Source organism: Bradyrhizobium sp. 190 (genome assembly GCF_023073415.1).
Classification (GTDB): domain Bacteria; phylum Pseudomonadota; class Alphaproteobacteria; order Rhizobiales; family Xanthobacteraceae; genus Bradyrhizobium.
Map to the genome: position 1 here is coordinate 43,408 of NZ_JADPJL010000083.1, position 25,693 is coordinate 69,100.

General features: G+C 55.8%; 20 protein-coding genes. 12 read left to right on the plus strand and 8 right to left on the minus strand.

Features of this window, described 5'->3' with window-relative positions; genetic code table 11:
• Positions 1 to 101: 101 nt before the first annotated feature.
• Together IVB22_RS40010 and IVB22_RS40015 are read right to left on the minus strand one after the other, a co-directional pair.
• A complete protein-coding gene (locus tag IVB22_RS40010) occupies positions 102 to 2,369 on the minus strand; it encodes a tetratricopeptide repeat protein (RefSeq protein ID WP_247522633.1) in 2,268 nt (755 codons plus the stop codon).
• 184 nt (positions 2,370 to 2,553) lie between these two features.
• Positions 2,554 to 3,783 (minus strand): WecB/TagA/CpsF family glycosyltransferase, encoded by a 1,230-nt coding sequence (locus IVB22_RS40015; RefSeq protein ID WP_247522634.1) that lies wholly within the window; start codon positions 3,781 to 3,783, stop codon positions 2,554 to 2,556.
• Positions 3,784 to 4,035: 252 nt separating this feature from the next.
• Here IVB22_RS40015 and IVB22_RS40020 point away from each other — a divergent pair, with 252 nt between their 5' ends.
• The 8 genes from IVB22_RS40020 to IVB22_RS40055 all read left to right on the plus strand — a co-directional run bounded on the left by IVB22_RS40020 (position 4,036) and on the right by IVB22_RS40055 (position 11,959).
• A complete protein-coding gene (locus IVB22_RS40020; RefSeq protein WP_247522635.1) occupies positions 4,036 to 4,554 on the plus strand; it encodes a serine acetyltransferase in 519 nt (172 codons plus the stop codon).
• Between the two features lie 282 nt (positions 4,555 to 4,836).
• On the plus strand, positions 4,837 to 5,364 hold the full coding sequence (locus IVB22_RS40025) for a serine O-acetyltransferase (RefSeq protein ID WP_247522636.1): 528 nt from the start codon (positions 4,837 to 4,839) through the stop codon (positions 5,362 to 5,364).
• Positions 5,361 to 6,350 carry a glycosyltransferase family 2 protein gene (locus tag IVB22_RS40030; RefSeq protein ID WP_247522637.1) on the plus strand — a complete coding sequence of 330 codons (990 nt, stop codon included), beginning with the start codon at positions 5,361 to 5,363 and terminating at the stop codon, positions 6,348 to 6,350. The genes IVB22_RS40025 and IVB22_RS40030 overlap by 4 nt, the downstream gene beginning before the upstream one ends.
• Positions 6,351 to 6,423: 73 nt before the next feature.
• Positions 6,424 to 7,158 (plus strand): hypothetical protein, encoded by a 735-nt coding sequence (locus IVB22_RS40035; protein ID WP_247522638.1) that lies wholly within the window; start codon positions 6,424 to 6,426, stop codon positions 7,156 to 7,158.
• Positions 7,159 to 7,638: 480 nt separating this feature from the next.
• Entirely contained in the window at positions 7,639 to 8,238 is a 600-nt protein-coding gene (locus tag IVB22_RS40040; protein WP_247522639.1) for a hypothetical protein, read from the plus strand.
• Between the two features lie 24 nt (positions 8,239 to 8,262).
• Entirely contained in the window at positions 8,263 to 8,994 is a 732-nt protein-coding gene (locus tag IVB22_RS40045) for a glycosyltransferase family 25 protein (RefSeq protein ID WP_247522640.1), read from the plus strand.
• Positions 8,995 to 9,066: 72 nt separating this feature from the next.
• Positions 9,067 to 10,521, plus strand: a complete 1,455-nt coding sequence (locus IVB22_RS40050) for a hypothetical protein (protein ID WP_247522641.1) — start codon at positions 9,067 to 9,069, stop codon at positions 10,519 to 10,521.
• 67 nt (positions 10,522 to 10,588) lie between these two features.
• Positions 10,589 to 11,959: an oligosaccharide flippase family protein gene (locus tag IVB22_RS40055; protein ID WP_247522642.1), complete on the plus strand. Its 1,371-nt coding sequence runs from the start codon at positions 10,589 to 10,591 to the stop codon at positions 11,957 to 11,959.
• A gap of 50 nt (positions 11,960 to 12,009) precedes the next feature.
• On the opposite strand, the gene IVB22_RS40060 is transcribed toward IVB22_RS40055, so the two are convergent.
• Both IVB22_RS40060 and IVB22_RS40065 read right to left on the minus strand, forming a co-directional pair.
• The gene (locus tag IVB22_RS40060; protein ID WP_247522643.1) at positions 12,010 to 13,047 is read right to left on the minus strand and encodes an SDR family oxidoreductase; all 1,038 of its coding nucleotides are present in this window, start codon (positions 13,045 to 13,047) and stop codon (positions 12,010 to 12,012) included.
• An 86-nt stretch (positions 13,048 to 13,133) separates the two neighbouring features.
• Positions 13,134 to 14,075 (minus strand): bifunctional 2-polyprenyl-6-hydroxyphenol methylase/3-demethylubiquinol 3-O-methyltransferase UbiG, encoded by a 942-nt coding sequence (locus IVB22_RS40065; protein WP_247522644.1) that lies wholly within the window; start codon positions 14,073 to 14,075, stop codon positions 13,134 to 13,136.
• Between the two features lie 248 nt (positions 14,076 to 14,323).
• Between IVB22_RS40065 and IVB22_RS40070 the strand changes: the two genes are divergently transcribed.
• Positions 14,324 to 15,547, plus strand: a complete 1,224-nt coding sequence (locus tag IVB22_RS40070) for a glycosyltransferase family 4 protein (RefSeq protein WP_247522645.1) — start codon at positions 14,324 to 14,326, stop codon at positions 15,545 to 15,547.
• Positions 15,548 to 15,625: 78 nt separating this feature from the next.
• Here IVB22_RS40070 and IVB22_RS40075 read toward each other — a convergent pair whose 3' ends face one another.
• The gene (locus IVB22_RS40075) at positions 15,626 to 18,322 is read right to left on the minus strand and encodes a hypothetical protein (RefSeq protein WP_247522646.1); all 2,697 of its coding nucleotides are present in this window, start codon (positions 18,320 to 18,322) and stop codon (positions 15,626 to 15,628) included.
• Positions 18,323 to 18,448: 126 nt separating this feature from the next.
• Entirely contained in the window at positions 18,449 to 18,880 is a 432-nt protein-coding gene (gene gspG, locus IVB22_RS40080) for a type II secretion system major pseudopilin GspG (protein WP_247522647.1), read from the minus strand.
• 359 nt (positions 18,881 to 19,239) lie between these two features.
• On the opposite strand from gspG, the gene IVB22_RS40085 reads away from it, so the two are divergent.
• On the plus strand, positions 19,240 to 22,341 hold the full coding sequence (locus IVB22_RS40085) for an efflux RND transporter permease subunit (RefSeq protein ID WP_247522648.1): 3,102 nt from the start codon (positions 19,240 to 19,242) through the stop codon (positions 22,339 to 22,341).
• Between the two features lie 31 nt (positions 22,342 to 22,372).
• On the opposite strand, the gene IVB22_RS40090 is transcribed toward IVB22_RS40085, so the two are convergent.
• Together IVB22_RS40090 and IVB22_RS40095 are read right to left on the minus strand one after the other, a co-directional pair.
• Positions 22,373 to 23,575, minus strand: a complete 1,203-nt coding sequence (locus IVB22_RS40090; protein ID WP_247522649.1) for an ERF family protein — start codon at positions 23,573 to 23,575, stop codon at positions 22,373 to 22,375.
• A complete protein-coding gene (locus tag IVB22_RS40095) occupies positions 23,559 to 24,392 on the minus strand; it encodes a YqaJ viral recombinase family protein (protein WP_247522650.1) in 834 nt (277 codons plus the stop codon). The genes IVB22_RS40090 and IVB22_RS40095 overlap by 17 nt, the downstream gene beginning before the upstream one ends.
• Before the next feature lie 68 nt (positions 24,393 to 24,460).
• Between IVB22_RS40095 and IVB22_RS40100 the strand changes: the two genes are divergently transcribed.
• Together IVB22_RS40100 and IVB22_RS40105 are read left to right on the plus strand one after the other, a co-directional pair.
• The gene (locus tag IVB22_RS40100) at positions 24,461 to 24,739 is read left to right on the plus strand and encodes a helix-turn-helix transcriptional regulator (RefSeq protein WP_247522651.1); all 279 of its coding nucleotides are present in this window, start codon (positions 24,461 to 24,463) and stop codon (positions 24,737 to 24,739) included.
• A 246-nt stretch (positions 24,740 to 24,985) separates the two neighbouring features.
• The gene (locus IVB22_RS40105; RefSeq protein WP_247522652.1) at positions 24,986 to 25,615 is read left to right on the plus strand and encodes a hypothetical protein; all 630 of its coding nucleotides are present in this window, start codon (positions 24,986 to 24,988) and stop codon (positions 25,613 to 25,615) included.
• Positions 25,616 to 25,693 lie beyond the last annotated feature (78 nt).

Below are 25,693 nucleotides of genomic sequence, written 5' to 3' on the forward strand. Positions count from 1 at the left end.
AAGGCGCCCTCCCCCGGAGCGATACTTTCCGTGCAAACGCTTCGCGCTTGTCCTCAGTGGAAACCGTTATCCGCTTTTCTCGAACATGATCCAGCCAGCGTTCACTTCATCGCTGAGCGGATGCTGTCCTTGAGGGGCGTCCCGTCCGGCTCCAGCGAAAATGCGGTCTTGAACCGTTCGGTCGCCTTTTCGGTTTGCCCCGCAGCCGCGTAGCTCATGCCGAGGTGATAGTGGACTGCCGCAAGGTTCGGCATGCTGGCAGACGCTGGCTCCAGGGTTGCGATCGCACCCTTGAAATCGCCACGCTTGTACTGAGCCCATCCGAACGTGTCCTGAAATTGCGGCACGTTGGAGCTTTTCAATTTCTCAGACAGCTCAAACGCACGTTCGAGACTTGGCTTGTCGCTCCGATTGTCCAATAGCAGGCTGACAAGATTGTTGATCGCAACCACGGAAATCGGCTGGTCCTGCAGAATCGCTTCGTACTGAGATATTGCGGCGTCGTTGTTCCCCCGCTGGATCTGCAATCCAGCCAGGGAGAGACGGAAAGCTACATTACCGGGCAACTCCGCAAGTGCGGCCTTGAGCACCTTGTCAGCCGCATCATAGTCCTTGCTTTGCATATAGAGCTCGGTCAGCGCAGTGTATCCCGCCGGCTCTTTCGGCTGCTGCTCGACTGCCTTCCTGAAGCTTTGCAGCGCCTCATCGTTCTTCTTTTCCGCCAGCTTGGCCTGCCCCAGAAACACGAGAAGCTGGGCATTGGCCGGGAACTTGCTGCTCATCGCCTGCAGCAGCGCCGAGGCCTTGTCTGGCTTGCCCTGTTTCACATAGGCCGAGGCAAGCGCAAGCGCCGGCTGTAGTGCATCCGGCCCCGCTTTGTGCGCAGCCTCCAGCGCTGCGACGCTTTCCTCGATTTTGTTCTGGCCGGCGAAAGCCGCTGCACGGATCTGCTCAGCAACCACGCGGCCCTCATCGACGCGTCCGATGGCGTCCGCGATCGCCAAGGCTCCCGACCAGTTCTGCCGGCTCAATTTGACCTGCGCGAGCGACGACCAGATCTGGAGATTGCCTGAATTGCGATTGGCAGCTTCCGTTAGAATCTCTTCGGCACGAGCCGCATCGCCCTTGCGCTGCAGGAACGCGACGTAGCGGAGGACGACATCGGGATTGGAGTTGGATGATTTCAGCGCGTCGGCATACTGACGATCGGCCAACTCGGCCTTGCCGCTGCGTTCATACGCCACTGCCATCAACGACAGCAGCTCAACCGACTTCGGCTGATCGTTGAGCGCCTCGCGCAAATCGGAAATGGCGCTGTCGATCTGGCCCTTGTCGATGCTCAGGGCCGCCCGGAGCCGGAGCGCGCCCGAGTTTCGGCGATCCTTCGAGAGGATATCGGCGATCAAGGGCTCGGCAGCCGCCTTGTCGTTCTTGGCAATATAGACCTCCGCAAGCTTGACCTGGGCGGCGAGCTTCTTGTCGGGGGTGGCTGCCGTGCTCGTCAGCTTCTGCAAAGCCTGCACGGCATCCGCCGCTCGGTTCTGCCCCAGATTCAGTTCTGCCAGTGCGATCTGGTAATCGAAGTCATCGCCGCCTGCCTTGATCCGCGCTTCCAACTCTGCTCTGGCGGCATCCGCCCCCTTCGTGGCAGCCAAGAAGCGAACAAGGTCGAGCCCGATCTTGCTGTCGGTCGGAGTGGCTTCGGCCCTAGCCCGAAACTCCTTCTCGGCCTCGACGAACTTTCGCTGCGCAATGAGAAATTGCAGAAGCTGGGCGCGGTATGCAGCCTCTTGAGGATTCTGCGCGATCAGCTTGCGCAGCAACTCTTCTGCCTTCGCCAGATCCTTCTTGCGTGCGTACGTGTCGATCTTCTGCAGTGTAATGCGCGTTTCGTCCTTGTCCGCAGGAACAGAATCCAGAAGCTTCAGTGCGCCATCCAGATCGCCATCTGCGACTTTTCTCGACGCAAGCAACGAGATCGCATCGACGTTTGCCGGCTCAATCTCATAGGCGCGCTGGGCTTCGCGGAGCGCGCCGGCATTGTCGTTTGTGCGAAGGAGAATGATCGCCCGCAAAGCATGGAGTTCCGCATTCGGCTTGTCGCCCTCGTTCGCGGCATCGACGACCCGGAGCGCGGCCTCGGCGGCCCCGCCGCCCACCATAATCCGCGCAAGCCTCAATCTCGCATTCAGATCGTTCGGATCCAGCTCGACGATACGGCGCAGATCGAGGAAGAGCGAAGTCGCCTTTGTCCGTTCGTCGATACCTGCGAGTGCCCGCCAGACTTCGACCTTGTCGCTCTTGTATTTGACGGCTTTCAGGAGTTCCTTCCGCGCCTCGAGGTCGTCCTTCTTTTCGATAAGAGCCATTCCGCTCTCGTAGTAGCTCTGCGCGCGTTCTTCGGGCGATCCGCAGCCCGCTACAAACATCACGAGCAGGAGCGCAAGTCCGCGGCGAACTTGAAAAGTCTGACCAACTGGCTGCTTCATCTCTGGCCCTGAATGAGTGTCAGACGGCCGAACCCGGCCGGATAATCGTTTGCTTCTTCCGCTATCACACTTCCTGTGAGAGGAGGAATTCGAATCTGTTCAGGCGGAATATTCGCCGCAGGCCGGCGGAGGCGCCCGTGAACAGCAGTTTCTGTCCCCGGCTGGCCAATTGTTTCCGAACCATCAGGAACAACCCAAAAAATCTTGCGTCGATGTATTGCGTATTCGAAACGTCGACGATCAACCGTTTACCACTATCGAGCGCGTCACGAAGCTGTTCGATCGCGCCGTCAACGTGTGTGGCTACCGCCGCCCCCGACAGAGCAAGGGTCACGGAACCGTGATCTTCCCTTCTTGCGATCGACAGCCTCTTCAAGTTTCGCGTCCGCCGCTCACTCAGCATCAGGGGCAGGACGCAAGTGACCAGCATCGCGAGCAGCGCGTTCCCGTCGCTCCAGTAACGCCGCCAGAGATACGGTTCTTCCTTGATGCGCCATAGCCACTCGAACCCGGTGCTGCGAAGCATCGGCGGCGCCCGCCGGACGGTTCCGGCTTCGAAATTGATGGTGGCGCCGAACTGGGCGCGAACGGGCGGGCGCAGCCGCCAGTGGTTATGCAGCAGCCAGGCCTGGGCCTTCTCCGCGCCGAAGAATACCGCAATTAAATCCGCGTCACTGGCATTTATTTCATCAATTATTTTCGACGAGCTCATCTCTTCGATCGTACCGAAACCGGGGTTGAGCACGCCGACGCATTCCAGCCCGCCCCCCTCGGCGTTCAGCCGGGCGCCGACCGCAGCCGCCAGCCCCTCCGCTCCGCCCAGCAGGAAGACCCGCAGGCGCCGGCCAGCCTCATTGGCCGATTTGAGCCGGCCGAACAGGTCGCTTCCGGCGACTCTCTCATGGATCGGAATGCGCAGCAGTTTGGCGATCCAGATCAGCGGCATGCCGTCCGCAAGACACAGATCGCTCAGCAGCATAGACTCGCGGAAGGTGCCGTTGAGCTGGCTCTTGACGAGGAAATTGACGTTGGGCGTCGAAATCAGAAATGGCGAGCCGGCATTCGTTGCGAGTTCCATCGAGCGCAGCAGCGAAGGAAAATGGAGCGCGTCCACGGGAATGCCGAGGAGGCCAAATATATTGCGGGAAAGGTCGTCCGGAGAGGCGCACGCCGATTGCGGATCCGCAGATCGATCGGCCAAGTCGGACGAGGCCGGCAGGGGGCGTAACGTATTTAACATAAAAGCTCCACGAACTTCAAATCTTCGCCCGACGCACCGCGGGTGGGCCATCATATAATTAACGAATCGCAAACGATCTACTACGAAAATCTTGCTTAGTGAAATCGATTTAATATACGTGATTAATACCGTACCCTGAATGAAATGCCAATTCCAAGGAAATGGATGGGGCGGGCGTCCTCAGGAAATCGCGGGCCGTCGGCGATCGACGGCCGATGGAGATGGTTGCGCGCATGAGAACCGGGCGCTTCCAACGCGGCGAGCCGTCCGCTATTTGGTTTAATTCCAGGACACAGGTGCACACAGGTGGATCAGGCTACCAAAGAGATCAGCGCCGATGTTCCCGACTGGACGCGGGAACATCCGCGGCAGTTCTGGGACCCCGGCCGCAAGCTGCTGCTGACGGTCCGGCGCTACCAGTTCTGGCGGGCACGCGGCGGGCTTTTCGGCACGCTGTGCTGCAAGTTCATCGCGCTGCGCCACCGCTTCTGGAGCGTGGTGACGGGAGCCGAGATACCGCTAACCTGCCAGATCGGCGGCGGGCTGTTGGTCCCCCACCCGAACGGCATTGTCATTCATCCGGACGCCAAAATCGGGGTGAATTGCCTGATTTTCCACCAGGTCACACTTGGCAGCCGCGGCCGCGGCGGGGTTCCCGAAATTGCCGGCCATGTAGATATGGGGGCCGGCGCCAAGATCCTTGGGCCAGTCAAGATCGGCGCACATGCGCGGATCGGGGCGAACGCCGTCGTGATTGCCGATGTCGAGCCATACGGGATAGCGACAGGATATCCCGTCGGAACGGGCAAGAACCCGACCCCATAGACAGATTCCCATCATGGGACATTGGACCACGTGCATAGTCCCACGACCACGACAGCGGATCGCATGCTCGGCAAGATGGTGCGGATTTCATCAAGCCGCTTAACACATCAGCATCCGTTGGTCCGCGTTCATCACTAATCTTAACTAACCTCCTAATCTCTCGCCGGATGCCGGACCTCAGAGCGCTCAATGCTACCAAAAACGGTTCCCGCTCAATCCACCCTGGTGGTACAGCATAATTGGTTATTTGAACTCGCAAGCCGATCGCCGGACCCCATTGCAATGTTTGACAATATTCGAGCCGATTTTAATGCCCACGGCCGCGACGCGGGGGCCCAGGGATTTTGGGCCATGGTGATCTATCGATTTGGTCGATGGCGGTACAGCGTGCGCCCGGCATTGCTGCGCAAGTTGTGTTCGTTCATCTACAAGGTCCTCTACAAGATCATTCAGATCATTACCGGAATAGAGCTGCCCTGCGAGGCGATAGTGGGTCGCAATTTCGTTATCGATCATTTTGGCGGCATTATTGTCAGTGGCTACGCGCGTTTCGGAGACAATTGCCGCATCCGGAACGGCGTGGTTGTCGGGCTGCGACGTGTCGAGGAGCCCGTTGCTCCCATTATCGGCAACAACGTCGACATTGGTGCAGGAGCCAAATTGCTGGGTCCGATCAGGATCGGCGACAATTCAATTATCGGAGCCAACGCTGTCGTGATCGAGGACGTTCCCGAAAACAGCATAGCTATCGGCGTGCCCGCTGTCGTAAAGCCGCGTCGCCAGCAATCGACGGCAGTTTTCAACTCGTGACGCCCGCTGAGTGGCCATATCGCTACGGCGTTGTCGCGATCGGTCGCAATGAAGGCGAGCGCCTCAAGCAATGTCTGATCTTCGCTCAAAACGCCGATTTAACCGTTTACGTCGATTCCGGCTCGACCGACGGCTCGGTCGATTGGGCCAGAAGCCGCGGGGTCGAAGTCGTAGAGCTCGACATGAAGACAGGCTTCACCGCCGCGCGGGCACGCAACGCTGGCTTTGCCCGCCTAATGCAGCTGCGGGCTGATCTGGAGTACGTGCAATTTGTAGACGGTGATTGCGAACTGGCGAAGCACTGGCCCGAACGCTCCATGGCGTTTCTGGATGAACACCCAAAGGTTTGCGCCGTATTTGGCCGACGTCGCGAGCGTCATCCGAAACATTCTTTCTACAATGAACTTTGTGACCGCGAATGGAACGTGCCGGTCGGAGAAGCCCGCTTCTTCGGCGGCGACGTAGTGATCAGGACAGCGGCCCTCACCAGTGTTGGAGGATATCGCGACGAACTAATCGCGGGTGAGGAGCCCGAGCTCAGCGTCCGACTTCGCGCTGCCGGCTGGCTGATCTGGCGCATTGACGAGGAAATGACCTTGCACGACGCCGCGATGACGCGATTCGAGCAATGGTGGCGTAGGCACGTACGCAGCGGATATGCTTTCGCGAACGGGGCCTATCTCCATGGGACGCCCCCCGAGCGGCTTTGGGTTTGGGAAAGTCGGCGTGCCATTTTGTGGGGCCTCATAATTCCCTTGATCTGCATCGCCCTTACCCTAGCCTTCGGATTGCTCGGCCTATTGGCCTTTCTGATTTTTCCGCTGCAGCTCGGACGCAGAGTCTTCCACATTCCGGGAACGTGGCCTGTTCGAGTTCAATTGGCTTTCTTTGACCTGCTATCACGCTTTCCCGAAAGCGTCGGCCAGCTCAAGTTCGTTCGCAACAAGCTCCTGCGATCTCCATCCCGAATTATAGAATACAAGTGAAGCATCGAGGTGAGATCAGATAAGCCAACAATGGATCTGCGCGAAACCGGAAGCAGCTCACATGAGGTACGAAATGTCTAAGGCCGCGTTGTTTGATTATTTTGATCGAATCGAGATCATCCATTTGCCTGAACGAACTGACCGCTTGGCAGCGCTGCGCTCCGAACTGGCGCGCGTCGGGCTGGACATCGACGACCCCAAGGTCCGAATTCCGAACGCTCCAAGACCCGAGACCACAAACGGCTTTCCATCTCGTGGGGTGTACGGCAATTTCCTCAGTCATCTTGATATCATTCGCAGGGCGGAAGCCGACCGATTGGAATCAGTCCTGATCCTGGAAGATGACGCAATTTTTAGAACTGCAATCGGCTCACGAGGACCCGAGATCGCCGAGACCATCAGGACGCTCGATTGGGACATCCTATTTCTTGGCCATTCGCTTCGTAATCCACCGTCCTCAGAAAATGGCTTTGTCACTTACACTGGTGGATTCTACTGGGCTCACTGTTACGCAGTAAGAGCTAAAGTTATTCCCAAACTTGCGAGATATCTTGAAGCAGTGATAGAGCGGCCAGCCGGACATCCGCTGGGTGGCAAGATGTACATAGACGGATCATTCACTCTGTTCCGACAGCAGAATCCAGACGTCAAATGCTTGATCTCGTCCCCCCGGCTCTCCATTCAGCGAGGGTCCGAAAGCTCGCTCGGCAAGACTACTTGCTATGGGCGCCTGCCATTCATTTCGACCGCAAGACTAGTGCGCGATGAGCTGTGGCGTCATGGGTTAATAAGCGGTGGGCCCTCTTGAACAGATTGTCGGCGATGTCTCGTCTCGTAACGCGGCCCCCATATAGTACGTAATCTGCCGTGTACGCCCGCGCCGAACTGAGTTGGAAGCCGGCGTCAGATCGGCAGCGCATGGTTGATGAAGGGATCGGCGTGGCGCTAGAATTGTAGCTGGAGGCGACGAGGAAGGACGCCAGATCATCTGTTGCCACCTTGAGTCTCCACCGCAATCTTGCTGCATACCGAATGAATGCGTCTGCGCACCTCGCTTCCTTTCAGCTTCTCGCTCGCTTCCCTGAAGGAATAGGCTTCGCGATGTTTTGGCGCGACCGCCTAATGCCTCGTCGCCCTCAGATCATCGAACACAAGCAGATTCCAAAAAAGCGGAATTATGATCGGCTTTTGAGCGAATGGCCAAAAAGCCCGCAGCGTGTATGTTGTCAGGGCGCAGCCCACAGAATGTTGAGCTATGTTCAGAAAATCATTATCGACGGCGAGGTTCTTGATCGATAGGTATCGACACGGATTCGATGTTCCAGATCAGCCGCAGTTCGATGCTGACGGCCGAGCCTATTTTCTCGATCGGCTTACGAAGGCATCATTCTATCTTGAGTATGGCAGCGGAGGCAGCACCGTTGTTGCTGCCAGCCTGAAAAAGCCTTTTGTCAGTGTTGATAGTGACCGCGTCTACTTAGAGAGCGTCCGTAAAAAGACTGCCCAATACGATTTAAGCAATGGACACTTGCTCCATGCCAATATCGGTATCACGACCGCCTGGGGATTTCCTCTGCTAAAAACAGAAACCCCCGGGAGGCTAGTACGCTGGAAGAACTACGCCGAACTACCCTGGACCTACAATATTCGACCGGATCTCATCCTAATCGATGGCCGCTTCCGTGTGCACTGTGCGCTCTACTCCATTAGTCGTCTCGATGATTTTGAGATAATGTTCGACGATTATGCAGGTCGACCTCACTATCGTGAGGTTGAGAAGTTCGCAGAACTCGAAATGCGCGGGCGTCTCGCCATCCTCAAACCCAAGCCCATTGACAGGAATGATCTACTGTCATCGATCAGACGTTTCTCGAGAGATTACCGCTAAGCGCATTGGATGAATGGCTTCCAAGTGAAACAGATAATCGGTTACTTCGATCACGCCTTCCTGATCAATCTTCCTGAGCGAGCTGATCGAAGGAGGAGAGCTGAGCAGGAATTCAAGAAACTCGGGTTCGAGATTGAAGCCGCGCCCCCGGGTCAAAATCCAAGAGGCAAGATCAGTCTATTTCCAGCAATAAAGTTCGATGACGCGGGATCGTTCCCCTCAACTGGATATAGAGGATCAGTAGCCAGTCACCATCGGGTCCTTGAGCTTGCGCGACAAACGCGCTTAAAGAACGTGCTTATCTTTGAGGACGACGTTCACTTCAACGTTGTCGAGCCCTCGGTTGTACAAACAATTGTCGATCAAATTCCAGCCGAATGGGACATCATCTATTTTGGGTATTTGATTCCGACACTGCCTCCCTCCTCAGAAACAGGATTGCTCCGCCATTCAACAGGAACAATCGGAGGACATTTCTATGCGGTCAATGGTTCATTTTTTGATGTGATCATAACTTATATGAAGGAATGTCAATCGAGACCGGCCGGCCACCCCGATGGCGGATCTATGGGCCGTGATGGTACTTTCGGCCATTTGCTGCTGGTGCGACCGCAAACACGCGTCTTTATCGCATCTCCCAACTTGGCAAAGCAACACGGCACAAAGAGTGACATTTCTCCCAAGCTTTTGGATAAGACATTTCTGGCGCCTCTCTTAGAGTTCTTACGGGTTGCAAGAAACAGGCTGCTGGACTGAAGAGCTCTAGCTAAACAAACATGTTGGAATCAAAGTTTCCCGTTCCACGTCGCACCCGTCAGGAACCGAGCATTGGCTGAGGAAAACCTAACACTTATTGCGGCACTGGCTCTCCTGCTTTGGCCAGTCGTGAGCCTTTGCCTGTTTGCATTTTGCAAATCTCGATCGGAAGCCTTGATCTTAACTTTTCTGACGGCACAGCTGCTTCTTCCCAGCAACACGGGCATTAAGCTCCCGATGGTTCCGCAGCTTGATAAAGCCAGCATGGCAAGCTTCTGCGCTCTTGCAGGCATCTTCTTTTTTTCTCGGGGCAAGTCGCCGAAACGATCAAGACAATTTGGTGTGGTGGAAGTATTGATCCTAGGCACCGTAGTATCGCCGATAATCACGAGCGAATTGAATAGCGACTATCTCATTATCGGTGGCCGTTTTCTGCCGGGCGTTGGCCTCTATGATGCCATTTCCGCAGCCGCGTCAGCACTGATAGCCCTCATTCCGTTCATGCTTGGGCGATATTTCCTTCGAACTCAATCAGATACTGAAGCCGTCCTGCGGATCCTCACAGTGACTTTTCTCTTCTATTCGATCCCACTGCTATTTGAGATCAGGTTCAGCCCGCAACTGCACCTCTGGGTTTATAAGTATTCGCCAATTGAATTTGTTCAAGCAATGCGCGAAGGCGGATTCCGCCCTATGGTCTTCATAGGCCATGGATTGCTCGCCGCTTTTCTCCTGATGTCCAGTGCCTTAAGCGCGATGACGCTTTGGCGAAATCATATTCGCCTGCATCCCATTCCATCGGGATTGGCGGCTCTGTATTTGAGCATCCTTCTTGTACTTTGTAAGAGCCTAGGTGCGCTTGTTTATGGAGTTATCGGTGGCTTCTTGGTTCTAATGTCTAAGCCAAAGCTGATGTTTCGTGTCGCCGTGGTGCTGGTTACGATCTCGTTGGCTTATCCTGTATTGCGATCACTCGACCTCGTCCCCACCACAACCATCCTCGGCGTGGCGAAATCGATCGATAATGAACGAGGCGAATCGCTAGAGTTTCGACTTACCAACGAAGACATGTTACTTACGCGTGCCTTCGAGCGACCCTTGTTTGGATGGGGACGCTATGGACGAAGCCGAGTGTACGACGAAAGTACCGGTAGGGACGTCAGCGTGACCGATGGACGATGGGTCATCGTTATCGGCCAGTTTGGACTGGTAGGATTCTTGCTGGAGTTCGGACTGCTAGCGATTTGCGTCTATCGAGCTGCTTCTGCCTTTCGATTTGCCTCGTCGCCGAGCGATCAGCGTGCAATGGGCACACTTGCGCTGCTCGTGGCGATAAACATGTTTGACTTAATCCCGAATTCAGGACTGATCCCTTGGACGTGGTTGCTCGGCGGCGCATTGTTAGGTCGAGCCGAAGCTCTTCTCGCCAGGCGATCAATTGGATCAACGCCTACTCTAGGACATCGCTCGGATGTATCGACCAGCACGAACACTCTGGTGAATCCAACCAAATTAACCGCGACCTGATGAGCATGGACTTTAGCCTCCATTGCCCACAACCGCCTTACGATGGCCTGCAATAGTGATTGGAACAATGACCCTTCGTCAAAGGGCTCTTCGAGCTGGAGCATGGACCGTCGCATCATACGGCGTTGAATTGTCAACGCGACTGCTCACGAATTTGGTTATGACGCGCCTTCTTTTCCCGGAAGCATTTGGCGTTGTGGCAGCTGCAACGGCGTTGATAGTCGGTCTTGGATTGTTGAGCGATTTCGGCGTAAGGGCTGTGATTATCCGCAGCCCTCATGGGGAAGATCCAAAATTCCTCCAATCGGCCTGGACATTTCAATGCTCCCGAGGCGTTCTGCTGTGGCTTGTATTGATCGTTGTCTGTGCCGTTCTCAACCTGCAGGCAATTCGCTCAACGCTGCCGCCGGAGAGCGTATTCGCGAATGTTCAATTTCCTTTCGTTACTTGTGTACTGGGAATTACTCTTGCCCTAAGCGGTTTTGAATCTACGGCAATTCCACTGAACACGAGACGGCTGAATTTTAGGGCAATAACCGTGCTCGATCTCACGGCCCGAACAACGTCCATCCCAATAATGATTGCTTTGGCCTACCTCTATCCCAGTGTGTGGTCCATCGTCGCTGGAAACGTCGTGGGCGGCATCATGCGCCTCGCCCTGTCGCATGCCATCATTCCGGGCCCTCGGATGAAGTTTGTATGGCATCGAGAACATATCAAGGAAATTGTTGCTTTTGGAAAATGGGTCAACCTCTCGTCGATGGCCACATTCATCAGTTCACAAAGCGACGTTCTTCTCCTTGGGGTCTGGCTAACGGGGCCGCTATTGGGAATCTACTTCATCGCGAAAACGCTAAGTGACGCGATCGAGAATTTCGTTGAACGACTAAACAGCTCAATGACACTGTCCGTCCTGGGCGAGATCGCCAGAAAAAATCCTGGTGATCTCAAAGATCGCTATTATCGATTCAGATTACCAATCGAACTCGTGGCCGCCGGTTCTGCAGGATTTCTTTTCGCGGCAGGCGACTTGATCGTGAATGTGCTTTATGACCCTCGTTATGCGGAAGCGGGCGTCATGTTGCGCATCCTTAGCTTTGCTCTCCTGCTCTACCCCAGCCTACTGATCCGCGGGGCTTTCGCAGTAGTCGGCAAACCAAATATAGTGGCCTGGATATCAGTTCTTCAGGCGATTTCGTTGGCTTGCTGCATGGTATTCGGATTCTATTTTTTCGGTGCTCTTGGCGGCATCGCTGGTGCAGTCGCTAGTCGCGCTATTCCGTCAGTTGCAATACTCTTGATAGCCCGTGGTGAGGGCTGGATAAGTCCAGCGAAAGAGCTACGCTGTGTTCCCATCTACGGTGTTGGATTCATCCTCGGTAAGCTAGCCGTCTACGTTATGCACTTGATACCGATCGGCCTCGGCCACACGTTATAGAGCTACTGGAAATTATAGGGCTACTGAAAATCGTTCGATCTGCCCAGGACTTAGTTCAACCCTGCCCTCTTAGCTAGATACCACTCGCTCGTTTCTGCCAAGCCCACATCCAGCGGACGGGTTGGCTCGTATCCCAAAAGACGTTGAGCCTTGCTGATATCCGCGGATGATCGAACGATATCGCCTGCCCTAGGCTCGCGGTAGACGGGCCTTAGGTCTTTCACATCTGGGCAATGTGGAACGAGAGCCCCCTGGATCATACCAAACAGCTCGTTCAGCGAGGTGCAACGACCGAGTGCAACATTGTAGATTTGATTTGTTGCGTCGGAGGATTCGATCGTTGCAGCCAGAATATTTGCTTGAACTACATTCTCGACATGACAAAAGTCACGACTAGCCTCTCCATCTCCATATATTTCCACTACATCTCCAGCGATCATCGCGTCCGTCCACCGTGGGATGACCGCAGAATATGGACCTTTAGGGTCTTGGCGGCGACCAAAAATGTTGAAGTAACGAAGCCCGATCGAATGAAAGGAAAAGTTTTTGCTAAAGACATCTGCGTAAAGTTCATTGACCAATTTAGTCACCGCGTACGGTGATAAAGGCCGGCCAATCACGTGCTCAACCTGACGTGGCGCCACGTGATCACCGTAGGTCGAGCTGGACGCCGCAAAGACAAAGCGACGAACTGAAGCATCGCGCGATGCAACCAGCATATTAAGAAATCCATCCACGTTCACAAGATTAGTTGTTACCGGATCGCTGATTGACCAAGGCACACTCCCCAAGGCGGCTTGGTGCAGAACGTAGTCGACGCCAGCGACTGCCTCTCGACACAGTCGAGCGTCAACAACATCTCCCTCAATCACGCGAAAGCGAGAAAACTGGATAGGCGTGACCGAACTTCGCACTTCCTCAAGATTTCGGCGGCGGCCAGTCGAAAAATTATCCAAACCTATGACTGTTTGGTCGAGTCTTAACAATTCCTCGAGAAGGTTTGAGCCAATAAAGCCCGCAACACCCGTTATAAGCCATCGCTTGGGCTCAGCTTGCAAACTCTCACGCACCTGCTGATATCTAGACATTACAGAATCATTTCTTAGTCACGCGCCTTAGCGGCGCGATTTGCCGCTTGCACGATACCCCCAACGGGAGCCAGCGCCTATCGCACTCAACGAGGATTCGTAGGCTTTGCCTCATCCGCCTTTTGAAATACGGCCATTATAGTGTGCCCGTGAATTTTTGATTTTCTCAACCTAACCCACATTCTAAACAAATGGCTGATGCCCAACTTGTAGTAGATTGCTTGAGCGACACTGTTCGATAACGCCCTGCGCTCCATGACAGAGGCGTACCAATTCAGTTCCTCTAGAGGCTCAAATCTGATCGCCCTAAGGGAAAGCGGGAAAAAGTGAGTTAGAGCCGTTAGGCTTTCTTCAGTCCACAACCCCATGTGGTGCGGCGGCATATTGAGAACGGCATCGGGGTCCAAACCGACGAACCCGCCATTGTTGGGAACGCCCAAGATCAGCAAACCGCCGGGGCGAAGCACGCTTAAACAACTATCAAGAAAGGGTTTTACATCCGGTATGTGCTCGAGCACCTGAAACGAGCAAACACAGTCATAGGCAGGGCTGTTCTTGTTAGCGTGGTCCGCAATCAACTCTGTCCGCACATCGATGCCTCGCTGTCGCGCCTCCATTGCAGACGCCGAGTTCAACTCAAGCCCAGTTGTCTCGTGGCCGGCTTGGTTAGCCAAAACGACAAACGCTCCTTTCCCGCAGCCTACGTCAAGGACGCGACACGAACCCGGAATGAAGCTCAGCGCTTCCCGATATTCCCACTTGTCATCTTTGTAGGTTCCGTCGGTGGTCTTTTCCAACTCGCGATAGAGATGCTCCTTGCCGGTGAGGGAAAATGGATGATAGAAGCGGTAGCCAGTGGCGTTGCACTCGTAGATGTCGGCGGTGGCTAGACCGGCGAAATACTCCGATACATCGACCCCATAACCTTCCATGTAGCGCCTTACGATTCGTTCGCGGTCGATCTCACCGACGCGTTCAGCGACAGCGCCATCAACGACCGGGCTTTCGATTTTTTCAGATTTGACCATTTTGGGGACCAACAAAATTTAATCTTTCAATTCAAAGGTATTACTATAATCCTCCTTGAACCGCACTGAAAACCTCACCAGCACTTCGTATCACAGGTAGCCAAGGTTAATTGGCCGCATCTCAGAGAGCCCGGGATTTTCAACTGATAATTTCATGATGTTGGATTCTCCATCGTATATAGCCATAAGCTATCGGGCGCTCTCCTGGGACCTTGCCTTAGGTGCACCCCAAACGACTTAGGTTATAAATGAAAATCGCGATTTACGTACCCTCTTGGCCCGCGGGCTCAGTTGCGAATGGCATTGTTACCTACGCCTCACACCTTGTCCCAGCACTACGCGAACTGGGGCATGAAGTCTTCATACTGACGCCAAACTGCATCGGCGAATGCGATCGATTCACAATTGACTTGCGCACTTTCTCATTTTCTCAGCCCTTACTCTCCCGCATCAGGTCGCGCATCTTTCCGCATCAATACATTCTCGAAGTACCCGCAATGCGAATTGCCGCGGCCGTCGAAGCTTTGAAAAACGAGCATCAAATCGACGTATTTGAAATGGAGGAGTCTTTCGGGTGGGGCGCAGCCGTTGCGCGGCTAAACGCTGTTCCTTTGGTTGTCAGGTTGCATGGTCCCGCTTTTCTCACCGCACGTTTCGGCAACCGCGGAGATGCCGTTCGCTACGCGCAAAAAGTAAGGTGTGAAGGCATCGGAATTGAAGCAGCAACTTTGGTGACGTCACCATCGCAAGCCGCCCTGACGGAGGTGAAGAGGCATTACAACATCAAATTGGAAAACTCGCGCGTGATTCCGAACCCCTCGGGTGCAAGTGCAAACACCGCCACCTGGCATTTGGACCAATCCGATATAAATCGCGTACTTTATGTGGGCAGATTCGATGAATTGAAGGGCGGTGACTTGGTGCTTCGTGCGTTCGGAAAGCTAGCCGAACAGTATCCAAGCCTTCGACTTACCTTCGTGGGTCCAGACGCCGGAATTCAAGACAATGACGGACGGAACTATTCCTTTCAACAGTTCGTCGGTCAACACCTGCCAATTTCCGCCTCGTCTCGCATCGACTACCTCGGCAAGATATCTCATGCTGAGGTGATGTCGTTGCGACCTAACCACCTCTTTACAATCGTTGCATCACGATTCGAAATGTTCCCCTACGCTGTTCTTGAGGCAATGTCGGTTGGAAGTCCGGTCGTCGCGGCCAATGTAGGTGGAGTTCCTGAGCTGATCTCACACCGACACAACGGACTTCTGTTTACTGGTCAAAATGTAGCCGAATTGAGTGAAGCTTGCAGGTCCTTGCTTGATGATCCCTCACTCGCCAAAGCCCTTGGATCCCAGGCAAAAAAGGATTGCATAACATCATTCAACTCACATCGAATCGCGATAGAGGCGACTAGCGCCTACCAGGCTGCAGCCGACATATTCACGTCTTCCGCAGCTGGCGGTTCAGCGTAGTCTCGGCGAAAGGCGACCAGGTTATCCTAGAGGCAGACAGACAAGCACATCTGCTTCTATTCGCAGAGACAGCCGAGGCTAGTTTATGCTGCGATTCCTGACTCCTTGCTGAAGCCACACCGGAGAGGCATCGCCCCATTCAGCATTTCCGAAGCCATAAGCGGTTGGGAAATTATGTCCCCAGCGGAGGCCGGTTTGAATGTATTCGGCGGGCATTCCGGCGCCCGCGCCGAACTGGTTCATAAATTTGAGCATTGCATCCGCCCATGACTGGCTCCGCTTCACAGCGCGCAAAAACATTTGCTGAGGAGTAAAGGCCACGAACTGGCCAAACGACAGGCTAGCCGTGGTGTTGTTAGAGAGTGTGATCGAGGTGCCTGATGCCGACAACACTGTTGTCCCTGCGGGGATACCATAGCCCGCAACAAAATATCCTGGCGCCAACGCCGCTACATAGGACGTATTCACTCCGGTTATCATGTTGGTCTTTCCGTCGATCGTTCCCTGGGCATACGGAAGGGTCCCCGTGACTTGACCACCTGCGCTGATAGCCTGAACGTTACGATCCCATCCACCCTCGTACATAATGACCGACTTGCCGTAGGATTTCATTTTGGAGATGTAGGCGGGCAGCAGAACCGTCCGGTAGCGATCCAATGTCTCGTTTCCGCCCAAGGCAGGATCAACTATCCCCTTCACGTATGCGGCGCATATCAATTCCTGAGCTGCAGCATTGCCGGTGCTCTTGGCCCAACTAAATGCATAGGCGTCAAGATTTGCGGTATCGAACGAAGTGCTCGTCAAGAAATATCCGCCGAACGAAAAGAAATCGTGGTGCGCCATCGGCGCTATAGTCGGTCCCCACACGTTCAATGGATCATTGAGATAGAACTTGCTTCCATCGATGCGCGCCAAGTTCAATCCTGAGATTCCAAGCGTGCCTTGACCTGACAGAACAAATCGCAGACGCGAATTATTGAACGCGGATTTCTTGATATCTTCCACGTTTATGACTGAGCGAAGCGCGACCATGCTGGCGTAATCTGAAGCTCCCGCAGTTGGCCAACGGAGTGAGCCGCGATATGCGCAGTAATATGTTTGAGAAAAGCCGGCGCCGCCTGAGTTCCATGTCTCGTTGCTGAACTCGACAAACAGTTGCAGGCCGGAAGACAGTCCCTTGAAGCCATTGGCGCCGTTAAGAATGACGTTCACCGCCTGGATACCCCAGCTCGATTCCAATCCATAATCCGGATCCATCGAACAAAGACCAAGGTGTGGGATGTTCGTCCACATATGAATTGGACGCGCCGGTCGCATCGCATTGACCTCGTTCACGAGCGCCGTGCAAATCTCCAGCGGTACACCGCCATCATGTCCGTTGTTTGCGCCTAGATCATTGAACATCCACACGCCGTAGACATAATTACCTGCGCCATCCGTCTGGGCCGCGATAGTCTTGTCAAAGACAAACGTCTTGTAATCTCCACTCGCGATGTAGCCGTTTCCGTAATACGAGGGAGGTGCCGTCGGAATCGGGAATGTGACTGGATAAGCCCCTCTTCCTCCCACATTTAGGCTGATGAATTGATTTGCCTGCGCAGCGCCCGAAAATGAACCGAATGTAGTTGTATCGATTCCGATCGAATAATTGTCCTGATCGATAACCGTGATCGTGCAGGGCAGAAGATTCAGCTTTGGCATCACGCCGCTGGCGAACCTGTGTGAAATAATATCGCCTGTCGCAAAGCCATGAGCATTCGCGGTGACGCGCCCGGGATTCGAGTTGGTCACCGCCTTTATCGTTTTGGATCCGGCACGCACCATCCCTGAACCGATACGGCAGGTGACAACTTCCCCTTGCAATGGCGTGGCCGGCGTCCCCGTTACGGACGCAAGAGAATACTGGTTCACTCCCGTTGTCTGGCCATACGGCGGCGATGCCACCCAATTTGTATTACCGCCCCCTCCTGCCGAACCTCCCCAAGCCGCATACGTGGGCAGCGTGCGACTGGTATCAAATCGCGTCTGCTTCGCATTGTTTCCGCCGACCCAATCCATAAATCGAATTGCACTTGGGCATAGATCGACCAACGACTGCTTGTAAGGCGTGCGGAAGATTTTTCCGGCTTGCAGATCAGCCTCGTCAGTCAATCGATAGAATTGCACGTTGCGCAACCGCGCACCTGTCCCATCTGTGGCGTAGACGATGACTGAGAAGAGTTGCGCCGGTCCACTAAAGCTCAGGACGATGTAGGTATCGGAGCCAGAAGTCGTCTTCCACCGGTCGGACGAAACCTGAGTGGCGTTGGTGCTCTTGCTCGCCTGATAGGCCCAGGAACCAGCCTGCAGCGAGAGCCTAACCTCGCCGTTACCTTTCCATCGCAGCACGTAGTACTGGCCGCTCCCAACTTCTCCGTATTGAAACGAAGCGGGTATGCGTACTCCTCCACCAAAAGGCTTATTATCCGAAGCCTTTATGCTGATGACTGGATAGCCGTCCTTACCAATCGATTGCATCCATGTGGGCCCAGTGCTCCACGAATTTCCGACCGGACCAAACTGCTCCGCAATCAAGAAATGATCGATAAAGCGATACTCACCTCCGCCCGCAGCAAAGCCGATGTTGATGACCGAGCGCAGTGAAGCTGTACCGCTGCTGATGCTAGGCGCTGCCAGAGGCACTGGCCCCGCAAGCCCAGCGGCCGGCAGCATCGACGTCAGGGAAGCTACGCTCACGCCCCGCAGAAAGGTTCTACGGTTCATATTAGACGTCATAGTCAGGTCCAATCATCGTTAAGGGAAAATTTGAAGACGATTGATCGCGCGACCGAGCTGATTTTACCGCAGGCCCCGTCATCCACGCTAGTCTATCACTTCTCGGAAAACATTTAATTCGGCCCATTAACCGCCGCGGAACGCCGCCGCGCCCGCATTCGCGGAGTTGTCAGCGGATTTGGCCTTGCCGGTCGGCCCCAGCGAATAGACCTCGTACTGGCTGTCGATGATGGCGTATTGATAAGGCCGCCCCCACGGATCAAGCAGGTTCTTCGCCTTCTTCAGATACGGGCCGTTCCAGCGGGGCGCCTCGGGCGGCGCCTCGACCAGGGCTTTCAGGCCGGCGCTGGCGCTCGGATAGGTGCCGTTTTCCATATAATAGAGCTCGAGCGCGGTCCCGATATTCTCGATCTGGAGCTGCACCGATTGGGTCTTGGCTTTGCCGAAATAACCCATCAGCTGCGGCGTCGCGATTGCCGTCAGAACCGCCAGAATGCCCATCACGACGAGCAATTCGAGCAGCGTATAACCCGCATTTTTACGGTCGCGGGACTGCAATGTCCCCGCCCGGAACAGCCTTCCGACACGGGGTCTCGCCCTGTCCAATATCTTGGCCAACATCCTGATCGCCCCTGAATTCATCTTCGTGAATTTCCGCGAACGATACTGTTGGCTACCGGTGTTCAAAGGGTTTACGAATGGAACCCGCTGGGAAGACGGTCAACGTCAAGTAACGGAGATCGGGAAAGCTAATTATATTTGCAGAAGGGCTTATTCAGGGCCGCGGCCGTCTGGTAAATACCAAATTAAACTGACGCTGTCCGGGCCAATCATTTAATCCGCGATTCCGGCAGGTTCGAAAGACTGGAGCACCACATGCGGCGCCCACTCCGCCGGCGCCTTGGACGAGATTGAGCATGGCCTCGATTTCCGAGCCCTTCATCCGCCGGCCGGTCGGCACCACGCTGCTGGCAATCGGGCTCTTTCTGGTCGGGATGGTCGCCTATGCCTTCCTGCCGGTCTCGGCGGTGCCTAATGTCGACTTCCCGATGATCCGGGTGTTCGCCAACCGCCCCGGCGCGGATCCCGCCGTAATGGCGGCCACCGTCGCAGCCCCCTTGGAGCGCCGGCTCGGCCAGATCGCGGGCCTCGACCAGATCACCTCGACCAGTTCGCTCGGCAGCACCAGCATCCAGCTGCAGTTCTCGATCGGCCGCAACATCGACCGCGCCGCCCGTGACGTGCAGGCGGCGATCAATGCATCGCTGGCCGATCTGCCGACCGACCTGCCGTCGCTGCCGCGGTTCCGCAAGTCCAATCCCGCGGCGGCGCCCGTATTCGTGCTGGCGCTGACGTCGAAGACGTTGACGACCAGCGCGATGTACGACGTCGCCGATACTGTGATCGCGCAGCGTATCTCGCAGGTGCCCGGCGTGGGCGAAGTCTTCGTCAGCGGCGCCGACCAGCCGGCGGTGCGGATCGCGCTCAACCCGGTGGCGCTGTCGAACGCTGATATCGCCACCGACGACGTGCGGCTGGCCATCATCAATGCCAATCCGCTGGGCCCGGTCGGCATCTTCGACGGCGGCCGCCAGAGCGAGACCGTTTCGACCAACAAGCAGATGCGCACCGCGGCCGAATTCCGCGACGTCATCATCAAGAGCTCGGCCGGCAATTTCGTCCGTCTTGCCGACGTCGCCGAGGTCGAGGATTCCGTCCGCAACCACCGCTCGATTGCCTGGTTCAACAAGCAGCCCGCGGTCCTGATCCAGATCACCAAGCAGGGCGACGCCAACGTGATCGAGACCGTCGATCGCGTGAAGACCTTGCTGCCGGAGCTGAAGCGATGGCTGCCCGCCGGCCTCGAGATTTCGACGCTGGTCGACCGCACCGGCACCATCCGCGCCAGCGTGCTCGACATGCAGTTCACCCTGCTGGCGACGGCGTTCCTTGTCATGGTGGTCGTGTTCGTCTTCCTGCGGCGGCTGACGCCGACCATCGCAGCGGGTGTCTCGGCGCCGCTGGCGCTGGCCGGCACCTGCGCCGGCATGTGGCTCGCCGGCTTCTCGATCGACAATCTGTCGCTGATGGCGCTGGCGATCTCCGTTGGATTCGTGGTCGACGATGCCATCGTCATGATCGAGAACATGTACCGCAATCTCGAACAGGGTATGGCGCCTTACCCGGCGGCCTTGGAAGGGGCCAAGCAGATCGGCTTTACGGTGCTCTCGATCAGCCTGTCCTTGATCGCGGCCTTCACGCCGCTGATTTTCATGGACGGGATCGTCGGCCGGCTGTTGCGCGAATTCTCGCTGACGCTGACCTTCGCCATCGTGGTGTCGACCGTGGTGTCGCTCACGGTCACACCGATGATCTGCGCGCACTACATCAAGGAGGCGACCTCCGACCGTGCCACCTGGTTCGACCGCCTGGTCGAAGGCACGCTGGCGCGCGTCGTTTCCTTCTACACCTGGACGCTGCGGGTAGTGCTGGGCTTCCCGTTCCTGACCCTGATCGTGTTCTTTGCGACCATCGCGCTGACGGTGGTGCTCTATATCAAGATCCCGAAGGGCTATTTTCCGACCGACGACAGCGGTCTCATCGTCGGTGCCTCGCAAAGTTCATCGGACACCTCGTTCCAGTCCATGACCAGATTTCAGCAACAGCTTGAGGACGCCGTTGAATCGGACGACGCCGTCGCAGGGGTCGGATCGATCCTTGGCAGCATGACGGCGAACCGGGGGCTGTTCTTCATCAGCCTCAAGCCGCCGCAGGAAAGAGCCGGCCTGAGCACCCAGCTCGTGATCGACCGGCTACGCAAGAAGCTCGAAACAATGCCGGGCGTACGGCTCTATATGTTTGCCGCTCAGGATGTTCGCGCTGGCGGACGCCAAAGCAGCTCCGACTACCAATACACCGTTTCAAGCGTCGACGTCGACCTGCTCAAGAAGTGGGCCCCCATCGTCGCCAAACGCATGGAGACGGTCGAGGGCATTACCGACATTTCCACCGACCGCGATGCCGCCGGGCTGCAGCTCACGCTGAGGATCGACCGCAACACCGCCGCCACGCTTGGCGTCCGCGTCAAGGACATTGACGACGCCCTGAACAACGCGTTCGCGCAACGGCAGATCTCGATCATCTATACCCAACGCAACCAGTACATGGTGGTGCTGGAAATCGATCCGAAATTCCAGAGCGATCCCTCAAATCTGGAGCGCATCTTCGTGGCCGGCGCAAACGACGCTCAGGTGCCGCTGTCCGCCGTCGTTCGCTATGACCGCGGTTTGGCATCGCTGGCGATCAATCACACCCAGTCGATTCCATCGGCCACGGTCTCGTTCAACCTCGTTCCCAATGTGCCACTGGAGATCGCAACCACAAACATCCAGCGCGCGGTCGAGGAACTGCATATGCCGGAAGGCATCCGCGGCAGTTTTGACGGCAATGCCGGCGATTTCAACAAGACCAGCGGGCGGCAGCCGCTGCTGATCCTCGGCGCGCTGGTGGCGATGTATATCGTGCTCGGCGTGCTCTATGAGAGCCTGGCGCACCCGATCACGATCATCTCGACATTGCCGTCCGCAGGGCTCGGCGCGCTGCTGGCGCTGCAGCTGATGAATACGCCGCTGACGGTGATCGCCTTTGTCGGCATCATTCTGTTGATCGGCATCGTCAAGAAGAACGGCATCATGATGGTCGATTTCGCGCTCGATGCCGAACGCAACCGCGGCCTGTCGTCGGCGGACGCGATCTTCGAGGCCTGCCGCGCCCGCTTCCGGCCGATCCTGATGACGACGATGGCGGCCCTGTTTGCCGGCATTCCGCTGGTCATTGCCACCGGCCCCGGCACCGAACTGCGCCGGCCGCTCGGCATCACCATCATCGGCGGATTGCTGGTTTCTCAAATCCTGACGTTGTACACGACGCCGGTGATCTACCTCCTGATCGACCGCTTAAGAGGACGCGTGGAAGAAAGTCGGGCTAACCGGCTTCCGTTCGGTGAGAGCACATCATGAGAGTGCACCCAGAAGACTTGAACGGAGCTATTCATCGTGGATTGCCCGGCGAAGCGTCACGAATAGAATCGGGAAGCGACGGTCCATTACCAAGCCCCGACATAGTCATGTCCCATAGACTTCTTGCCACCTCAAGAGGCGCCAAATTGACGTTGGCCCACCATGCCCTCTCGTTACCGTAACGATGTAACTCGCTGTGGTGATCTCGGCATAACGGCACGGTAAATTCGTCACTCACCTTTCGTCCAAGAGCTCGGGGTTCTGCAAACTTTATATGGTGGGCGTCGCAAGGAGAACGCTGACAAACAAGGCACGCCTGCTCTGCTACAAATCGAAGATGGCCCTTATCTCGCACCCTGGTGGCCTTTGGGAAAGACGTTACCCTTTTCTGGGCTACGGATCCTTGGCTTCCTATTCGGCCCAATTCGCCTGAAGCGATGTCGCCCTCACCGTTTTCTGGCGTTATCGGAAGCAAGTCGGATGATCCTCCTTTGGGTTCAAAGAGATAGTCGAGACCATCGTGAGATGCTTTCAAGGCATGAATATATGCAGTCTCGACCGCCGCCGCGTCTTCTGTTGTGAGCGTATTTTTGGCGGCGAACCGTCTGTGTACCCACAGCGCAAGATCGTCTGGATTTTTCGAGCCGTTGATTTCTGCAATCAGCTTATCCCGCAGATCAGTTGAAGCGTCGGGCGCGAGGATTGGTTGGGATGGCTTGTGGATCGATCCGCTTGGGCGCTTTCGGCTTCTAGGGTCCTTTTGATCTTGAATCATCGGAACATTGATTGCCGGTGACGGTTCGACGAGCAGATCCGGCGCATCAAGATCGTCCTCGCCCGTGATACCGACCAGAGCAAACAGTGCGTAGCGTCGGGCGTAACTGAGAGCGGCTCCCATGAGATGTGGTGTATTCGTTTGCGCGATCGCACAGACCGGCCAGTCCGACGCGATCCATTCGCCGGATGCGTGGGCCAGAAGGGTCGTCAGGCGAATGTGACCCATTTCGTTATCGATCGCGGTCGTTTGAATCGTTGCGATCTCGTGCCGCCCAAGGCTCTTACGCACAATTTCAAGGCCGCTGGCCAACGAGGCATAACGAAACGTACGATCGTTCTCCCGCGGAAAGGGCGAGCGGATGGTGGCGATAAGGGACTTTTCAGGATTCGTGAGTTCGCCCTGGGCTTTGGCGAGAGCCGCAGCAATGGCTCCGATCGATTCACTGGAGCGATGCATTGGCCGCCTCCCCGTCCGTGAGGTCAAAGCTGATTGCTCCAGATTTGGAGCGTTTCGCCCGGAGGCCATGGCCGCTGGCCTCCTTGGCGTCTTCTGGCACGAGCGTTTTCAAATCGGCTTTTGCGCCTTCGTGTTCCTGGTGGGCCGCGCGGGTTCGCTTGAATGCGGCCGCGAATTCCGCCCAACTGTTCGAAGGGCTCATATCGACAACACGAACCGCTTCAAGCCGAGGCCGAGGTGGCTCTACGCCGAACAATCGCGGCGTTTCGCCGTTCTGAACGCAGCGCCAGAATTTTTTCTCTGCGGTAATTAGGAGGTGTTGGTACAGGGGATCGGCACGAATGGTGAGTTCGACCCATTTACCGCCTCCCGTGATGATAGAAAGGACCGAACATCGCGCATCGCAGACCCACATGTTATGTTGGAGCTGCGCCATGTGCTTTTCCGCGGCTGCTTCCTCCGAAAATGTCCAAGGCAGCATGAATTTGGCTTCGAACACGGCACCGGTTGGATCAACGATTCCGTCGAGTGTAGCAGCCATCCATTTGATAACCGGATGCTTCACCCGCCGCTGTACGTCTTTGACGACATGACCGGTGTTACGCTCATACCAGCGCCGATTGAGGTCTTCGGTCACCGTACCAAGCTGCACGACCAAATTTGCCGTCAGATCTTCTGGCTCAAGCTCGCCACGCTTTTCATGCCAAAGACGCATGATCATTTTCTCGTCGGTACCCATAATTACGCGTGCGTCGGATCCTCCGATAAAAGACCGGCGAGCTACGCCGTGCTCAGGTCTGGAAAGATGTTGAGGCATGGCCAATTCTTCCTATAACGAAGATACAGGGATATCTATCGATACTAAAAGTATCTAAGTTGGGAAGAATGTCAATACCAAAAGTATCGATCCGCCAAGTCAAAGCTGCCCGAGCCCTCTTAGGTTGGACTCAAGATGATTTGGCGGCCGCCGCCGGCATATCTCGACCGACGATAAAGAGATTAGAGGCCAGCGACGGCCCGCTAGGTGGAAGAACCGAAACTGGCGATCGAATTACACAGGCATTGCATGCTGCGGGTGTCGAGTTTATCGACGAGAATGGCGGTGGCGGTGGCGCGGGCGTGCGGTTGAAAAGGCCAAATCGTGCAAATGACGATCGGTACTAGTGAGTTTGTGGCGCTCACAAACTCACAGAGACTCGGCCGCCGCGTCGCTAATGAAGCAAAGCTGCATATGGGCCAGAACGCAACTCTCGGTCCTAGAGATGGACTTTCCCTTTAAGGCCAAAATTTGTTCAGCGGCGCGTTTACCCCCGAAATACTCCGAGCAATTATTTTTTCTGGGGCGCCAGTCCTAGAGAAGCGCGAATCTGATCCCTTGCAGGAGGTTACTCCAACAAGAGAGGTTTCGCCGTGTCGGAACTTTCGCCAGGGCTGCAGCCCTCGTCCAAACCAGAAGCATTCGATGCGGAAGAGTTCGACACTATGCTCGGCAGCGCTCCTGTGCGCGGGGATTTTGAAGATCCGACCGAATATTCCGAGATCAGCCTGAGGATGCTCGAAAGCATCAGGCCAACAAATTATGTCGAGCAGCTTTTTGTTATCGACCTCGTCGATATCACCTTTGAGATCCTAAACCTTCGTCGCTTAATAGTTGCCTGGAAAGCGGCGTCAGTGAGTCATGGCATCGAGGCATTGTTGACGCGAGGAATCCTCTCGGATGCTCCGCCCGGTGCGGAAAAAGTTGCGAAGATTGAAGCCAAGCTAGAGGCAAAGCGGTGGCGCGAGGATATCAATTCTCGAGAAGAAATCGAAAAGCGTCTCAACAGCAAGGGCATTTCTGAACATGCGATAGAGGTTGAGGTATTTCTCCAAAGTCTTCCGACGCTCGAGGTATTAGAAAAGAGACTGTTTTCCGCCCAGCAAAGGCGCAATGCTCTCCTCCGCGAGGTCTGGGGTCACCGCGAGCTGGCGCGACGCGCCCGTCAAATGTCGGACAGGGTCATTGAGAATGTTGGACTGCCTGCTCCGAACAAGGAATGACCTTGTGAGTACATTTCGACAGCGAGAGGCTAACAGGACCAATGCGCTTAGGAGCACCGGCCCCCGAACCGCAGAGGG

Coding starts and splice junctions, on each gene's coding strand:
- IVB22_RS40010 (WP_247522633.1), bottom strand. CDS start 2,369: ATGGCTCTTATCGAAAAGAAGGACGACCTCGAGGCGCGGAAGGAACTC.
- IVB22_RS40015 (WP_247522634.1), bottom strand. CDS start 3,783: ATGATGGCCCACCCGCGGTGCGTCGGGCGAAGATTTGAAGTTCGTGGA.
- IVB22_RS40025 (WP_247522636.1), top strand. CDS start 4,837: ATGTTTGACAATATTCGAGCCGATTTTAATGCCCACGGCCGCGACGCG.
- IVB22_RS40035 (WP_247522638.1), top strand. CDS start 6,424: ATGTCTAAGGCCGCGTTGTTTGATTATTTTGATCGAATCGAGATCATC.
- IVB22_RS40055 (WP_247522642.1), top strand. CDS start 10,589: ATGACCCTTCGTCAAAGGGCTCTTCGAGCTGGAGCATGGACCGTCGCA.
- IVB22_RS40060 (WP_247522643.1), bottom strand. CDS start 13,047: ATGTCTAGATATCAGCAGGTGCGTGAGAGTTTGCAAGCTGAGCCCAAG.
- IVB22_RS40065 (WP_247522644.1), bottom strand. CDS start 14,075: ATGGTCAAATCTGAAAAAATCGAAAGCCCGGTCGTTGATGGCGCTGTC.
- IVB22_RS40070 (WP_247522645.1), top strand. CDS start 14,324: ATGAAAATCGCGATTTACGTACCCTCTTGGCCCGCGGGCTCAGTTGCG.
- IVB22_RS40075 (WP_247522646.1), bottom strand. CDS start 18,322: ATGACGTCTAATATGAACCGTAGAACCTTTCTGCGGGGCGTGAGCGTA.
- IVB22_RS40085 (WP_247522648.1), top strand. CDS start 19,240: ATGGCCTCGATTTCCGAGCCCTTCATCCGCCGGCCGGTCGGCACCACG.
- IVB22_RS40090 (WP_247522649.1), bottom strand. CDS start 23,575: ATGCATCGCTCCAGTGAATCGATCGGAGCCATTGCTGCGGCTCTCGCC.
- IVB22_RS40095 (WP_247522650.1), bottom strand. CDS start 24,392: ATGCCTCAACATCTTTCCAGACCTGAGCACGGCGTAGCTCGCCGGTCT.
- IVB22_RS40100 (WP_247522651.1), top strand. CDS start 24,461: ATGTCAATACCAAAAGTATCGATCCGCCAAGTCAAAGCTGCCCGAGCC.